At 30.7% G+C, this 16523-nt stretch carries 14 protein-coding genes; 11 read left to right on the forward strand and 3 right to left on the reverse strand.

Annotated elements, in window-relative coordinates; all coding sequences use genetic code 11:
• Positions 1–69 precede the first annotated feature (69 nt).
• A complete protein-coding gene (locus G8C43_RS01865) occupies positions 70–546 on the reverse strand; it encodes a septal ring lytic transglycosylase RlpA family protein (protein ID WP_220264894.1) in 477 nt (158 codons plus the stop codon).
• Between the two features lie 281 nt (positions 547–827).
• Between G8C43_RS01865 and G8C43_RS01870 the strand changes: the two genes are divergently transcribed.
• Positions 828–1328 (forward strand): hypothetical protein, encoded by a 501-nt coding sequence (locus G8C43_RS01870; protein WP_166003724.1) that lies wholly within the window; start codon positions 828–830, stop codon positions 1326–1328.
• Positions 1329–1388: 60 nt separating this feature from the next.
• Entirely contained in the window at positions 1389–3998 is a 2610-nt protein-coding gene (alaS, locus tag G8C43_RS01875) for an alanine--tRNA ligase (RefSeq protein ID WP_166003726.1), read from the forward strand.
• Positions 3999–4131: 133 nt separating this feature from the next.
• Here alaS and G8C43_RS01880 read toward each other — a convergent pair whose 3' ends face one another.
• A complete protein-coding gene (locus G8C43_RS01880; RefSeq protein WP_166003729.1) occupies positions 4132–5037 on the reverse strand; it encodes a TIGR01777 family oxidoreductase in 906 nt (301 codons plus the stop codon).
• A 248-nt stretch (positions 5038–5285) separates the two neighbouring features.
• Between G8C43_RS01880 and G8C43_RS01885 the strand changes: the two genes are divergently transcribed.
• A complete protein-coding gene (locus tag G8C43_RS01885; RefSeq protein WP_166003731.1) occupies positions 5286–5828 on the forward strand; it encodes an RNA polymerase sigma factor in 543 nt (180 codons plus the stop codon).
• Between the two features lie 17 nt (positions 5829–5845).
• A complete protein-coding gene (locus G8C43_RS01890) occupies positions 5846–6469 on the forward strand; it encodes a hypothetical protein (protein WP_166003733.1) in 624 nt (207 codons plus the stop codon).
• Between the two features lie 28 nt (positions 6470–6497).
• On the opposite strand, the gene G8C43_RS01895 is transcribed toward G8C43_RS01890, so the two are convergent.
• On the reverse strand, positions 6498–7196 hold the full coding sequence (locus G8C43_RS01895; RefSeq protein ID WP_166003735.1) for an ABC transporter ATP-binding protein: 699 nt from the start codon (positions 7194–7196) through the stop codon (positions 6498–6500).
• A 93-nt stretch (positions 7197–7289) separates the two neighbouring features.
• Here G8C43_RS01895 and G8C43_RS01900 point away from each other — a divergent pair, with 93 nt between their 5' ends.
• The 7 genes from G8C43_RS01900 to G8C43_RS01930 all read left to right on the forward strand — a co-directional run bounded on the left by G8C43_RS01900 (position 7290) and on the right by G8C43_RS01930 (position 16504).
• Positions 7290–8117 carry a prephenate dehydratase gene (locus tag G8C43_RS01900; protein ID WP_160566140.1) on the forward strand — a complete coding sequence of 276 codons (828 nt, stop codon included), beginning with the start codon at positions 7290–7292 and terminating at the stop codon, positions 8115–8117.
• Positions 8118–8119: 2 nt separating this feature from the next.
• A complete protein-coding gene (locus G8C43_RS01905) occupies positions 8120–8575 on the forward strand; it encodes a CvpA family protein (RefSeq protein WP_166003737.1) in 456 nt (151 codons plus the stop codon).
• Positions 8575–10425: a DUF3413 domain-containing protein gene (locus G8C43_RS01910; protein ID WP_166003739.1), complete on the forward strand. Its 1851-nt coding sequence runs from the start codon at positions 8575–8577 to the stop codon at positions 10423–10425. The genes G8C43_RS01905 and G8C43_RS01910 overlap by 1 nt, the downstream gene beginning before the upstream one ends.
• A 245-nt stretch (positions 10426–10670) precedes the next feature.
• On the forward strand, positions 10671–11750 hold the full coding sequence (gene prfA / locus G8C43_RS01915; protein ID WP_105297590.1) for a peptide chain release factor 1: 1080 nt from the start codon (positions 10671–10673) through the stop codon (positions 11748–11750).
• Positions 11751–12075: 325 nt separating this feature from the next.
• On the forward strand, positions 12076–14901 hold the full coding sequence (gene polA, locus G8C43_RS01920; protein ID WP_166003741.1) for a DNA polymerase I: 2826 nt from the start codon (positions 12076–12078) through the stop codon (positions 14899–14901).
• 57 nt (positions 14902–14958) lie between these two features.
• Positions 14959–15747 (forward strand): peptidoglycan editing factor PgeF, encoded by a 789-nt coding sequence (gene pgeF, locus G8C43_RS01925; RefSeq protein WP_166003743.1) that lies wholly within the window; start codon positions 14959–14961, stop codon positions 15745–15747.
• A 52-nt stretch (positions 15748–15799) separates the two neighbouring features.
• The gene (locus tag G8C43_RS01930; protein WP_166003745.1) at positions 15800–16504 is read left to right on the forward strand and encodes a hypothetical protein; all 705 of its coding nucleotides are present in this window, start codon (positions 15800–15802) and stop codon (positions 16502–16504) included.
• Positions 16505–16523: the final 19 nt, after the last annotated feature.

Consider the following 16523-nt stretch of genomic DNA (forward strand, 5'->3'; position numbering starts at 1 on the left):
TTTATAATCATAAAAAAACTCCGGTTACAATAACCGGAGTTTATAATTAAAATTTTTTAAGTAATGAAATTACAATATTTCATAATTAACTTTTATGACTCCTGCATTTAAACTTGTTAATTCTGCAAAAGCAGCTTTACTTAAATCAAATTCTCTTTTAGGTACAAATGGTCCACGATCAGTAATTCGTACAATAACTTCTTTACCGTTTTTTGGATTTATAATTTTAACTTTCGTCCCAAATGGTAATGTTTTATGTGCAGCAGTAAAATCATTCATGTTATATCTTTCTCCGCTTGAAGTCAATCGACCGTGAAACTTTCCTCCATACCAAGAAACACGCCCGGAAAGAGTGGATTTTTCATTACTATCTACCTCTTCTTTGGAAACGTTACTTGTCAAACTGTCATTTTGGTAATTTACTTTAATAGTGTCACCGGATACATGAGAAAGGGAAGGAGCTTTTACCAATTCTTCACTGTGAAAAAATGTAAATGATAAAGACACTAATAAAATAATCATCAATGCTAAAGTTACTTTCTTCATATTTTAGTTTTACTCTTTTGTGCTGCAAAATTACAATCTCATTATCTAAAATATTCTTAAATACATTTCACATATGGTAAGCATACATATGAAAACTTCTATATTTATTTTAAATAAAGGGTTTCAATGAGATAGTTAAAAAAATGTTAAATTATATTGATTTTGTTAATTTTTTTCACTTTTAATCATAAATGAAATTCACTTTATTAAAAACAAATGTTTTATTGATAAATAAATATAAATTAATAGTATTATTTTTGACAACTAAACGTAATTATATAATGAAAAAAATTGTTTCTTATTTTCTTTTATGCCTCGTCTTACTATCGTGTACTTCAATTGAGAAAAAGAAAAATATAAAAAATGTAAAAGAATTTTATAAAATATATGCTCAAAGAAAAGACGCCAAACAACTTATGGGCTTTTATACGGACAACAATCCTAAATGGGTAGATGCCGTTTCGCAATCTTTATTGGAAGGCAAAAATATAATTTTAGATATGTATGAGAACAGTTGGAATGACAAAAATTTAAAAAAACATCAAGATTATCCCGAAAGCGTAACAATTAAAGAAATAGTTTCGAATGATAGCATCGTAGCAGTTAGTGGGCAATATAATCCCTATTATTATAAGGATAAATTAATACATTCCATGAAATTCACTTCATGGTTCTATTTTGATAAAGAGGGAAAGATTAAAAAACAAATCGAGTGGATGCAATACACCATGAATGATTTAAAGGATATCATAAATTTTAAACAAAACGCAGAAATAAATTAATTTTTTTAAACGAAATTTTAAAATTCTTATTTTTGTAGCTCCAAAAACCAAGTAGTAAAAATGACTTCTAAAGAAATACGAAAAACTTTTCTGGATTTTTTTAAATCTAAACAACATAGTATAGTTCCGTCTGCTCCGATTGTTTTAAAAGATGATCCTACACTCATGTTTTCCAATTCCGGAATGACACAGTTTAAGGATTATTTTTTAGGCTATAAAGAACCTAAAAATAAGCGTACGGCCGACACTCAAAAATGTTTACGGGTTTCAGGAAAACATAATGATTTGGATGATGTAGGTAAAGATACCTATCATCACACCATGTTTGAAATGCTTGGAAACTGGAGTTTTGGAGACTATTTTAAAAAAGAAGCTATTGAATGGGCTTGGGAATTGTTAACTGATGTATTTCAAATTTCAAAAGACAGGCTCTATGTTACCATATTTGAAGGAGATGCAGAAGAAGGCTTAGAAAAAGATAGGGAAGCCTACAACTTTTGGAAAGAACATATTTCAGAAGATCGAATACTTCTCGGTAACAAAAAAGACAACTTTTGGGAAATGGGAGAAACAGGACCTTGTGGGCCTTGTTCGGAAATACATGTTGATATCCGTTCGGATGAAGAAAGAAAAAAAATCGATGGTAAAGATTTAGTTAATCATGACCATCCGCAAGTCATTGAAGTTTGGAACCTGGTTTTTATGGAATTTCTCCGTAAAGCGGACGGCAGTTTAGAAAAACTTCCTAAAAAAAATGTAGATACGGGAATGGGATTTGAAAGACTTTGTATGGTATTACAAGGCAAAATTTCTAATTACGATACAGATGTATTTACTCCCTTAATAAAAAAAATAGAAGAAATATCCGAACTAAAATACGGAGAAAACACTAACGTTGATATAGCCATGCGAGTTTTGGCAGATCACGTACGAGCCATCACATTCTCTATAGCCGATGGACAGTTACCTTCTAATTCCGGAGCAGGATATGTAATACGAAGAATTTTAAGACGGGCCATTGGTTATGCATACCGAGTATTGCATATCAAAGAACCTATTTTATACAAGCTGGTTCCGATTTTAAATACTCAAATGGGAGAGTTTTTTCCCGAAATTTCTAAACAAGAAAGTCTTATATCAGAAATTATAAAAGAAGAAGAAATTGGATTTTTAAGAACATTGGATCAAGGATTGGTACGATTGGCTAATTTTATGGAAAACAATCCTAAATTAGAAATCATTCCCGGAGATGTTGTTTTTGAATTATACGATACCTATGGTTTTCCTTCAGATTTATCTAGAATAATTGCCGAGGATCATGGAAAAACCATTGATGAAAATGGATTTAATGAAGAAATGAGCAAACAAAAAGCTCGTTCCAAATCTGCATCCACTTTTAAAAATTATGATTGGGTTATCTTACAAGAAGATGATGTAGAAGAATTTGTAGGTTACGATTTTTTGGAAACTCATGTTAAAATAACAAGATATCGTAAGGTAGAAAATAAAGAAGGAGAATTTTATCAATTAGTATTTCAAATTACCCCGTTTTATGCCGAAAGTGGAGGACAAGTAGGGGATATAGGGTATATTGAAAATTTAAATGAAAAAATAGAAATTCTAAATACTAAAAAGGAAAATAATTTAATTATCCATACGGTAAAAGAACTTCCGAAATACCCTGAATTTCCATTTAATGCAAAGGTAGACAGCAAAAGAAGAGAGGCAATAACCAAAAACCACTCGGCGACCCACCTTTTACATGAAGCATTGAGGGAAGTATTAGGTAAACATGTTGAACAAAAAGGTTCTTATGTAGGACCGGACTATTTACGTTTTGATTTTTCCCATTTCAGCAAAATGAGTCCGGAAGAAATACAAAAAGTTGAAATGTTGGTCAACACCAAAATATATGAAAGAATCGAATTAGACGAAAATAGGGCAGTCCCATTTAAAAAAGCTATTGATATGGGAGCTATGGCTCTTTTTGGTGAAAAATATGGCGATTTAGTACGGGTAATTAAATTTGGAAATTCGGTTGAATTATGTGGAGGAACCCATGTAAAAAATACGCATGAAATCATATTTTTTAAAATTATGAGTGAATCTTCCAGTTCCGCAGGAGTACGAAGAATTGAAGCGATTACCGGCGAAACGGGAATAGCATTTCTAAAAGATCAATTCAGTCAATATGATCGTTTAAAAAGCTTTTTAAAACAGCCGGATGATCCTATTAAGTCCATTGAGAAATTATATTCGGAAAATGATCAACTAAAAAAACAAGTTGAGCAACTCAACAAAGAAAAAGCAAATCATGAAAAAATACTTTGGAAAAATTCAATTACTCAAGTGAATGGAGTAAATTACCTTGGATTACAGACCGACTTAAGTAATGCATCGGTAAAAGATTTAATTTTTCAACTAAAGAATGAAATTTCCAATTTGTTTATTATCATAGGTACTCATACAGATCAAAAACCTACACTTTCCATAGGAATTTCTGAAGATTTAGTTAAAACTAAAAATTTACATGCGGGAACGATCGTAAAAGCTTTATCTAAAGAAATAAAAGGCGGCGGTGGAGGACAACCCTCTTTTGCCACAGCAGGAGGAAGCGATTTATCAGGATTGGCAATTGCTATTAAAAAGTCTTTAGACTATTTACAATAAATAAATAATAATAATTTGTGTTGTGCTCAATTATAAAAATTTATAATTGAGCACAAACTTTTTGTATGAAAAGATTGCGACTTCGTCTAAACTTTTTTCTACCACAAACATTATTCTTTAAACTATAATAAAACTATAATAAAGAATCTAAAGCACTATCTAAATCGGGATACTTAAAAGTAAATCCGGCTGCGCGAATTTTCTCCGATGAAATTCTGCTGCCTTCCAATAAAAGTGTAGAAACTTCACCAAATAACCAGCGCAGTATAAAACCGGGCACATTAGGTAAAAAAAGAGGTTTATTTAACTTTCGGGCAATAGCAACAGTTAAATCTTTGTTAGTTGTGTAGGAAGGAGCCACCGCATTGTAAGTACCCTGTAAACCTTCATTTACCAACACATATTTATATATAGAACATAAATCATCAATATGAATCCATGGAATATACTGTTTTCCTGAACCGAGACAGGCGCCTACATAATAGTTTACCATTTTTTTAATTTTATATAAAACGCCTTTTTTATTTTTAGATAAAGATATACCTGTCCTTATTTTTACGACTCTGTCGGCTACGCCTTCCGATAAAAATTCATCAGCTGCTGATTCCCATTGAAAGCATACCTCACTTAAAAAATCATTACCCTTAGAATCTGTTTCTTTATATATCTTGTCTGAAGTGGTATTGCCATAATAGCCGGAAGCCGAACCACTGATAAAGGTGAGTATTTTTTGATTCCTATCCTTTAGAGCTTTTAGAATAAGTTTGGCCGAATCTACACGGCTGGAAAGAATAACTTTTTTTCTTTCATCCGACCATCTTTCATCGGCAATACCTGCACCGGCTAGATGAATAATATGTTTAACTCCCTCCAAAGCGTTGGTATCCAAATATTGCTTTTCAATATCCCATTCATATTCATTCGGTTTGGTTTTTTTTCTGGTAAGATAACGGAGAGAGTAATTTTTTAAGAGTGTCGATAATTGATTGGCAACCGCTCCGTGAGCTCCGGTTATTAGTATAATTTCTTTTTCTTCCATTTTTTAGTATTTAACGGTAATCGTTGTAATTGCGATAACAAAATTATATGCTGCTAGTTATCAAACTATTATATCAAATAACAGGCCGTTGGTTTAATCCCATAATTTATTTTATATATTTAAAAATAATTTCTAATTTTTTGAAATAACATTCCTTTAATAAAGAATATTTTTATTATAATGCATGAAATTATTAATTGAAATTAAACTTTTCTAATTTCTTATTGTCTAAATAATAAGAAATAAAAATGGACGAAACAGAACTTTTACTTCTTTTAGAAAAAGATGTTAACAACGGATTCAGGCTGCTGGTAAAAAGGTATAGTCAACCCATATATTGGCATATACGTAAAATTGTCTATACTCATGCAGATGCAGACGATATAACTCAAAATGTATTTATAAAAGTTTTTCAAAATCTACCCGGATTTAAAAGAAATTCAAGTCTTAAAACCTGGATATACAAAATAGCAACTAATGAATCGTTGAATTTTATTAATAGTGCTGCTCAGAAAAAAAATATAAGAAGCGATGAATTAGTCATTCAGTTGTCTTCTCAACTCAAAGATGATAATTTTTTTGATGGAGATGAAATTCAATTCAAATTGCAACAAGCCATAGCCGAATTACCCGAAAAACAACGAATTGTATTTAATATGAAGTATTTTGACGATATAAAATATGAAGATATGTCTGAAATTCTTGAAACATCTGTAGGGGCTTTGAAGTCTTCCTATCATCATGCTTCTAAAAAAGTTGAACAATTTCTTTTAGCCAATATTGAAAAATAGTTTATTTAAAACCTTATATGAATAACGTCAATAAAAATAAATCTACTCCTTTCCAAACCCCTGAAAATTATTTTGCTCAGTTGGAGAAACGTATTGTTTCCCAATCATTAATTAATAAAACTTCAAAATCTCCCTACAAAATTCCAAATAACTATTTTGAAAATTTAGACAAGAATATTGTATTAAATACGATTGAAAAAATAAATCCTGATAAGCCAAAAATTTTTACTTTATTTTCAAAAAAAATATATTGGATTCCGGCAGCAGCCTGTTTATTTTTCGCTTTAATGGTGGGAATATATAGTACTAAAAATCAATACACTACTGATTCTTCGATAACAAGTGCTAACTTAGAAAATCAAAACCATTTAGCTCTAACAGATAATTTATATGCACCTAAACCGTCGGATTCGTTTATACCATCTTCCGGTTTAACGACCAATATCCATAAAACCACTAATAATATTCCTAAAAGTTCACCTAAAAGAATTTCAAAAAAAATGGAATCTAGTAAAGATAAAATGATTGAACAAGAGATGATTTCTTCTTCAAATGTTATTTACGATTTGTATTTTACCAATGAAGAAACTACCAATTTATACGATGAAGAAACATCACAGGATGGTTTTGTTTTATTTTAGAAAAAGTAAAGTTGTTATTTTTCAATAATTAATGATGGGTATATTCGAAAAAAGCTTCTTCCAAACTTAAATATTTACCTTTAAAATCCTCAATGCTTCTATCTTGAATAATAGATCCTTTATTTAAAAGTATGACTCTTGAACATAAGGCTTCAACCTCTTGCATAATATGAGTAGATAAAATAACGGTTTTCTTTTTACCTAATTCCTGAATTAATTGCCTGATTTCAATAATTTGATTTGGATCCAAGCCATTAGTCGGCTCATCTAAAATTAAAATCTCAGGATCAAAGAGAATTGCTTGAGCCAGTCCCACTCGTTGTTTATATCCTTTAGATAATTGACTGATTTTCTTATTTTGTTCCTTTTGTAGGCCCACCTTTTCAATAATGTCGGAGATCTCGCTTTTGGGAGTATGATGAATATCCGAAACAAAGCTTAAATACTCCTTAACATACATATCTAAATATAATGGATTATTTTCCGGAAGATAACCAATTAACGATTTGGTTTTATATGGAAATTCTTGATTATCCATATCATTGATCCAAATTTTTCCCTTGTCAAAAGATAAAGATCCTGTAATTGACCGCATCATGGTTGTCTTACCTGCTCCATTTGGACCTAATAAGCCGACAATCTCACCTTTTTTTATTTCCAGAGAAATAGCATGTAAAGCAATTTGTCCTTTATAATGTTTAGTTAGATTTTGTATTTTTACAGACATTTTATTTCTAGCTTGAACAAATCTGTTCCATTAAATTTATGTAAATATAATTAATAAAAATAAAAAAAATTGGGTGTTTAGTACCATTAATTTATGAAGTCAATATCAATACAAGGGATTAAAGGATCGTTTCATCATGAAGCCGTAAACCGTTTTTTTCAAAATGAAAAAGTGGAAATAATTGATAGTCCTACATTTAAAACCGTAGTAAGGGATGTAATTAATGGGAAAGCAAACTATGGAATGATGGCTATAGAAAATTCAATAGCGGGAGCTATTTTACCCAATTATAGTTTAATTACCAAACACGGGTTACACATAGTCGGTGAAGTGGTCTTACCGATTAAACATCATTTATTAGCATTACCGGGAGAAACATTAGATTCAATTTCTGAAGTTAGAACCCATCCTATGGCTTTATTACAATGTGAAAATTTTCTTGAAAAATATCCTGATTGGAAATTATTATCTAAAGACGATACCGCAACTTGTGCATACAACATTCACAGTAAAAAAATGAAAGGTATAGCGACTATTGGCTCAATATTGGCAGCAGAAATGTATCAATTACAAGTATTGGCTGAAAATATTCATGATGTTTCTGATAATTACACCCGTTTTTATTTATTATCTCCTCAATCGGAAAAAGTTGAAAATTTTACGAAAGCATCCTTATACTTCACTACAGATCATACGATGGGTAGTTTAGCAAAAGTTTTAAATATTCTTGCAAACCATCAAATGAACATCACTAAAATACAATCCGTGCCTTTATCAGGATCGGTTTTCCAATATTCTTTTCATGCGGATATTATTACTCCCGGAGGAAATGATGACAATTACCGCAGGGCATTGGAAGAGATAAAAAATAATACCAATTTTTTACATATCTTAGGGGAGTATAAGGAAGATAAAATTTAAAAATGAACTATGAATATATTTTATTGGGAGGCACTATAATCGGTGCAATTATAGGATATATTAAAGGCTTTCTAAAACAAATTTCTTCAATCGCAGGACTCACGGTCGGATATTTATTTTCTTCTCTGTTCTTATCTCAAATGCATCGCATTTTATTACAAAATAAAATAATTTCAGAAGAAACATCGACATGGGTTAGCTATGTCTGCGTTTTCATCATTTTATTTATAAGTATTCTATTTTTATCCCGAATTATTGAAAAAATTTTAAAAAAATTAGGTTTAGGTTTTACTAACCAACTAGCAGGAATGGCATTGGGTGCTTTAAAATATTTCTTACTAATAATGATGATTTATTGTTTTTTATACTATTTAAATATTTTAACTGAAGAAAATTGTTCTATTAATTTATTAAATTTTGTATCTTTATTCAAAACTGTTGTTTTTAAATATATATAATGAAAATTAATTTGTTTAGTAAACAATTATGTTTAGCCAATTTTTTTAATTTTTTACTGGTAATTTTTTTAGGGATTAAATATTTAAAATATACCGAAAATTTAAGCGGATTCATTACATATTTTTATATGTTTTCTTCACTTATTTCACATTTTTTTATTCTTAATTGTGTTCCACTGTTACTGAGTCTTTCATTCTTATTTTTTACCAAATCAAAATTACTATCTAAACTTATTTTTAGCTTTCTTTCTATTCTTATTATATTATATCTGCAAATAGATATACTGGTATTTAGCCAATTTAGGTATCATTTATCCCCTATAGTATTTAAATTAGTCTTTGGAAAAAGAGCTACAGATATTTTTCATTTTTCAACTATAAATACTACCATTGCAATACTTTACCTAATAGGACTTATTTTACTTGAGATACTAATACTGTATTTTTCTTCCAAACTATCCAAAAAATTACCTAATTTAAAAATTAAGCTAATCTTAGTGATTATAGGATTTTTATTAGTTGGTACAAACTTTATATATGCTTGGGCTGATGCGAGTCGATACAGGCCTATTGCTCAAATGAAAAATATATATCCTGTTTTCTATCCGTTAACCTCTGAATCACTTTTTCGCAAACTTAATTTAATTAATAAACAAGAAATTGAAAAAAATACTTTACTTAGTCGCTCGTACTCAAAATCATTGATCAATTATCCTTTAAAGCACATTCTATCTGAAAATAGCCAAAAAAAGAATATAATTTTTATCGTTATAGACTCTTGGAGATTTAATTGCATGACCGAAAATATAACTCCGCATATTTTTGAGTTGTCCAAAAGATCACAAGTATTTCAAAACCATAAAAGCGGATCAAATATGACCACAGGAGGTATATTTTCGTTATTTTATGCCATACCTGCTACTTATTATGATAATTTTACAGGATTACAAGTATCTCCGGTTTTTTTCAATGAAATACTTAAACAAGGCTATACATTATCAATTTTGTCCAGCTCAACACTTGAAAATCCTCCTTTTAATAAAAATGTTTTTTCAGGAATTAAAAATTTGAGACTGGAATCGAATGGAAATTCTCCCTCAGAAAGAGATAAAGACATTTATAATGAATGGATAAAATTTATAAACGGCTATGATTCAAAAGAAAATACTCCGTTTTTTAGCTTCTTATTTTTTGATTCTGCCCATGGCTTTGATTATCCTTCAGATTTTCAGGTGAAATTTAAACCGACGTTGGATGAAGTAAATTATATTGCCTTAAACGATGATTACAATCCAATCCCTTTTTATAACAGATATAAAAATTCATTAAATTATATTGATGGTCTCATCGGCAACATATTGAAAAAATTAGAAGAGAAAAAGCTCTTAGAATCTTCAATTGTAGTCATTACAGGAGACCATGGACAAGAATTTAATGACAATAAAAAAGGATATTGGCAACACGGAGGAAATTTTTCAGATTATCAAATTGGCACACCTCTAATTGTATTTGATACTTCCAGACCGGCAAAAACTTATACTCATTTAACTTTACATTATGATATTATTCCCACGCTTATGAATACCGTTTTGGGAGTTACAAATCAATATTACGATTATAGCGTAGGCCAAAATTTATATGATTGCAAGAATAGAAAATGGTTTATCTGCGGGTATAATCAAAAATATGCTATCATTGAAAAAAATATGATAATTAATGTTTATTCCTCGGGAATGTATGATGTTGTCGATAAAAAATTAAATCCGGTAAATGAAAATACCGTTGATTTTAGTGTAATTAAAGATGCGGTAATTGAAAATTCACGTTTTTATCATACATCCAAAAAATAGTAGTTTTATTTGCTAAATAATGGAGTTTTTAACCTCATATAATAGAAAATTAAATAAAGAATTTATATTCAGAATAATTAATTAAACAACTGAACTTCCGGTTTAATCGACTTTCAAAGCATTATTGATTTAAAATACTTACTTGAAACTTTCAAAAGTAATTTTTAAAAAAATATATATAAAAGTAAGAAGCTGAAAATATTCTATCAAAGTTGTACATTTGCAAACTTAAACCATCAGTATATATGTCAGATTTAGTATCAAAATTAGAGGCTATAAAACAAAGATTTGATGAAGTATCAGATTTAATCATTCAACCGGATGTTATTTCAGACCAAAAAAGATATGCTCAACTAAACAAAGAATATAAAGACTTAAATAAAATAGTAGAAATCTATCATCAATACAAATCCTTACTTAATACAGTTTCAGATGCCGATGAAATTATTAAAGAAGGCATTGATCCTGATATGGTTGAATTGGCAAAAGAAGAAAAAAATGATGCCTTAGCCAAAATTCCTGAAATGGAAGAAAACATAAAATATATGTTAATTCCAAAAGATCCTGAAGACGACAAAAATATCACCGTTGAATTAAGAGCCGGAACGGGGGGTGATGAATCGGCTATTTTTGTGGAAGACATTTTCCGAATGTATACCATGTATTGGAGACAAAAGGGTTGGAACTTTGAAGTAGTAGACGCTACGGAAGGTAGCGTTAAAGGATATAAAGAAATGATTATTAATGTTAGTGGAGAAGGAGCTTACGGAACCATGAAATTTGAATCGGGAGTACACCGAGTTCAAAGGGTTCCTGAAACCGAATCACAAGGAAGAGTACATACTTCGGCCATAACTGTAGCTGTTTTACCGGAAGCCGAAGAAGTAGATGTTGAAATTAATCCGGCGGATTTAGAATATCAAACCGCTCGATCTAGTGGAGCAGGAGGACAGAACGTTAATAAAGTAGAAACCAAAGTTCAGCTTACGCATAAGCCCACCGGAATAATGATTCAATGCCAGGTAGCACGTTCACAACATGCCAATAGAGAGATGGCGTTACAAATGCTTCGTAACAAATTATACGATATGAAGTTGCAAGAGCATCTTGATAAAATTTCGGCACACAGAAAAACGATGGTATCCACCGGAGACCGTTCGGCTAAAATTCGTACTTATAATTACCCACAAGGTCGTGTAACGGATCATCGTATTAATAAATCCATCTATAACTTAGATAACTTTATGAATGGAGATATTGATGAAATGATTGAAGCGGTAAAAATTGCCGAAAATGCAGAAAAACTAAAAGGTCAAGAAGACTAAATTCTTACATAATAAGCTTTATATAATTCGTTATTAACTACCATTTTATCTTAAAGAATTATATAAAGTTTATTATTTATAAATCATTTAAAAAAGATACTACTCTATAAAGTTTTATTTATCTGTTAAATAAATCCTTAATGTGTTAAAATTACTATCGGTAAAAATCATTGATATTTTAGAATTTTATAGAATTTACTACTTTAAAATCAATATAAACATTTTTTCAATTAATAATTTTAAGGTTTTTCTTTTTACATTTTGCAACAAGTGTTAACTTCAAATATCTTATATTTGAAAATAAAAACACAGATAACCCTAAAGAATGACCAGTCAAGATTGCGATAAAAAACTATTTCTGATTGATGCCTATGCTCTTATATTCAGAGCTTATTATGCCTTTATAAAAAACCCAAGAATCAATTCAAAAGGGTTAAATACTTCCGCTATTTTCGGATTTACCAATACGCTTTTCGATTTAATGAAAAAAGAAAAGCCATCACATTTGGCTGTAGTTTTTGATGTGGGAGAAACGTTCCGTCATCAGGTCTATAAAGAATACAAAGCCAATCGGCAAGAAACACCGGAAGCTATACGGATAGCTGTTCCTTATATCCATAAACTGATGGAAGCATTACATATTCCTTGTCTTTGGAAAGAAGGGTACGAGGCCGATGATGTGATAGGAACTTTGGCAAAAAAAGCGGAAAAAGAGGGATATACTACCTATATGATGACATCGGATAAAGACTATGCGCAATTAGTTTCCGAAAATATCTTTGTTTTTAAACCGGCATCCAGAGGAAACGATATTGAAATTTGGGATGTAGAATCTGTTAAAGAAAAATTCGAAGTTAAAAATCCGTCTCAAGTTATTGACCTTTTGGGCATGATGGGAGACAGTGTAGACAATATACCCGGAATACCCGGTGTAGGCGAAAAAACGGCTAGACAATTTATTAAAGAATACGGAAGCATTGAAAACTTATTTGCTCATTCTTCTGAATTAAAAGGAAAAATGAGAGAAAAAGTGGAAGCAAATGAGGAATTAGGCCTTTTATCAAAAAAATTGGCAACCATTGATACTCATGTTCCTATCGAATTTAATTATGAAAGTTTAACGGTGGATCAACCGAATGTTGATGAGGTCATTAAAATTTTTGAAGAATTAGAGTTTAGAACTATGATTACAAATTTTCAGAAAACGTATCATATTATTTCTGAAAGTGAATCTAATTTAGAAAAAAATTCTTCGGGTAAAGCTCCGGTAAATGGACAAAGATCGTTGTTTGATACAACCGATCAGGACATTGAAATGAAAGAAAGCGCCAACTGGAAAACTATTGAAAATACTGATCATCTCTATCAACTGACAGAAACTCCTATGGCAGTAAAATTGTTGGTAGATAAGCTTTTAAAGCAAAAAATTGTATGCTTTGATACGGAAACTACCTCAACTGATTCCATGATCGCAGAATTAGTCGGCATTTCATTTTCATATGAAAAGGCAAAAGGGTACTATGTACCTTTTAGTCCTAAGGACAAAGAAAAGACACAAGAATTTATAGAACTGCTCCGACCGGTTTTCGAAGATGAGAATATAGTTAAAGTAGGCCAAAACTTGAAGTATGATTGTAAAGTTTTAAGAAAATATAAGGTAGAAGTTAAAGGGGTACTTTTTGATACCATGATTGCGCATTACTTAATCAACCCCGATGCAAGGCATAATATGGACTTATTGGCTGAAACAGAGCTTAATTACAAGCCTGTTCCCATAGAATCTTTAATCGGAAAAAAAGGAAAAAATCAAAAATTATTTTCTACCGTTCCTATTGAATTGCAAAAAGAATATGCGGTTGAAGATTCTGATATTACCTTACAACTTAAAGACAAATTTGAACCTCAACTCAAACATGATAATCTTAAAAAGCTTTTTGATGACATAGAAATGCCCTTAATGAAGGTGTTGGAAGACATGGAATGGGAAGGTATCAATTTAGATATCAAAGCATTAGGTGAAATGTCTAAAGAATTAGTTGAAGACCTGTCAAAGTTAGAAAAAGAAATATATTCTCTAGCCGGAGAGGAATTTAATATCAGTTCACCCAAACAATTAGGAGATATTATTTTTGATAAATTAAAATTAGGTACTAAGCCCAGAAAAACCAAAACAGGTCAATATGCAACCGGCGAAGATGTTTTATTAAAGCTGGCGCATAAACATAAAATTATAGATTTATTATTAGAATACAGACAGCTGCAAAAATTAAAATCTACCTATGTTGATGCCCTGCCCAATGAGGTAAATCCACTAACGGGAAGAGTACACACAACCTTTGCACAAACTGTAGCAGCTACCGGTCGTTTAGCTTCTAATAATCCCAATCTTCAAAATATTCCTATTAGAACTGAAAGAGGGCAAGAAGTACGTAAAGCCTTTATAGCAAAGGATTCTAAACATAAAATAATTTCTGCCGATTATTCCCAAATTGAATTGAGAATCATTGCAGCCATGAGTAAAGATCCCACCATGATCACTTCCTTTAAAAATGGTGAGGACTTCCATAGGGCTACTGCATCAAAAGTATTTCATGTACCTATGGATCAAGTGACTAAAGAGCAGCGCTCTCAAGCGAAAACAGTTAATTTTGGTATCATTTACGGAGTATCTGCATTTGGATTAAGTGAACAAACCGGATTATCTAGATCCGAATCTAAAAGTTTGATTGATGCCTATTATCAGGCTTATCCCGTTTTAAAAGAATACATTTCGGAACAAGTACAGATAGCACGAAAAAACGGATATGTAGAAACCTTATTGGGAAGAAGAAGATATTTGCCGGATATCCATTCCGGAAACAGCGTAGTGCGTTCTCATGCAGAAAGGAATGCAGTAAATGCGCCTATTCAGGGAACAGCAGCTGATGTAATTAAAATAGCCATGATACACATTCATGAACTGTTGCAGGAAAGAAAATTTCAAACCAAACTTTTGTTACAAGTGCATGATGAATTGGTTTTCGATGCTCCCGATGAAGAAATTAAGGAAGTATCGACACTCATAAAAAATACAATGGAAAACTCCGTACGTATGGAAGTTCCTTTAATCGTAGATGTTGGAGTGGGTCCCAATTGGCTGGAAGCCCATTAAGTATTTATATAGAACATTCTAGAATTGATGAGTTTATAAATATTCTCTTTTAACTATATGAATTTCCTGACATTTGATAATTTATCTACATACAGAGAATTAACCCATTTTACAACTACAATCGAAGGAGGAGTAAGTGTCGGGAAGTATGCATCGTTCAATTTAGGAACAACCTCCGGGGATGATCCGAAAAATGTGATTAAAAACAGAAAAAGACTCTGTAATGAGATAGGTATTTCAACCCATAAATTATTTATACCTGTTCAAACTCACAGCAATCACGCGTTACTTATTGATCGAAATTTTTTAGATTTAACAAGTGATAAACAATCTGAAATTCTTCAAAATAAAGATGCTTTACTGACTCAAGAAAAGGGAATTTGCATAGGAATAACTACAGCCGATTGTGTACCTATAATACTTTATGATCCTTTAACCCAAACTTTGGCAGCCATTCATGCAGGATGGAGAGGAACCGTTAGCAAAATTGCTTTAAATACTCTGTCGGAAATGGTACGTCTTTTTAATTGCAAACCTGAAAATATAAGAGTAGGAATTGGTCCGTGCATTTGCGCGAATTGTTTTGAAGTAGGAGATCATGTCATTGAAGATTTTATTAAAGAAGGTTTTGATAGTAATCTAATTAGTTTTAAAAATAAAGAAACCCGAAAATATCATATTGATCTTAGAAAAGCAAATCAGTTGCTACTGGAACAAGCAGGTTGTCTCGCTAAACATATAGAAATAAAAAATTTATGTACGGTTACTCAACCTCATTTATTTTTTTCGGCAAGAAGGCAAACCATAAATTCCGGTAGAATGGTAACCGGTGGTATTTTACGTTAATTTTTTATGAATTTATTAAAATATTATATAATTTTGTTAATAAATTTATAAAATGGATAAAAATATATCAGATAAACAAAATATAGGAAATACTATTGATAATATCAATAAAAAAGATAATGATCAAAAGAAGAAAAAAAATTCAGGATCCTTAAAGTATTTTTTAGTTACCCTATTAGTGTTAGTCTTAGTAGGTTTAGGATTTTATTATCATATCATCCAAGAGATATTTTACAGTTTTCTTTCTATAATTTTTATTGTAATTGTTTTGGCTTTAGGCTTGGGATGGGAATATTGGGTATTCACTCATTTCACTACCGATGAATTAACGCTCATTAATAAAGAACAAAACAATACTTCTGATTCTTGGAAAAACATGGAAGAAGAATTTAAATTATGGATAGCAAGTTCTGAACAAAAAATAAAGCAAGTAAGACAATTATCATTGCTTAATTATATGACAGCTATTGGATTGTTTATAATTTCCGCCCTTGTTTTATTAGTTAATTGGATCTATGATGTAAACCCATCATCTTCCGCCTATCAACAATTTAATCCCGCTTTTGCATTGACTATTATTTTACTTATTTTTTCAATACTATTTATGCTTCTTCATTGTATCAATCAAAAAGATAGTATAAAAAAACAAGAAAAGCTGGATCATACCATCCAATGGATTCTATCACTTAAAGCAGCCCATACTATAGGTAAAGAGCATATGTTAGAAATTATTAACTCAAATAACCTTAAATCTTAAAATTTTAATATATAACCGC

Origin of the sequence: Apibacter sp. B2966, assembly GCF_011082485.1 — a bacterium.
In the GTDB taxonomy this organism is placed as follows: Bacteria; Bacteroidota; Bacteroidia; order Flavobacteriales; family Weeksellaceae; genus Apibacter.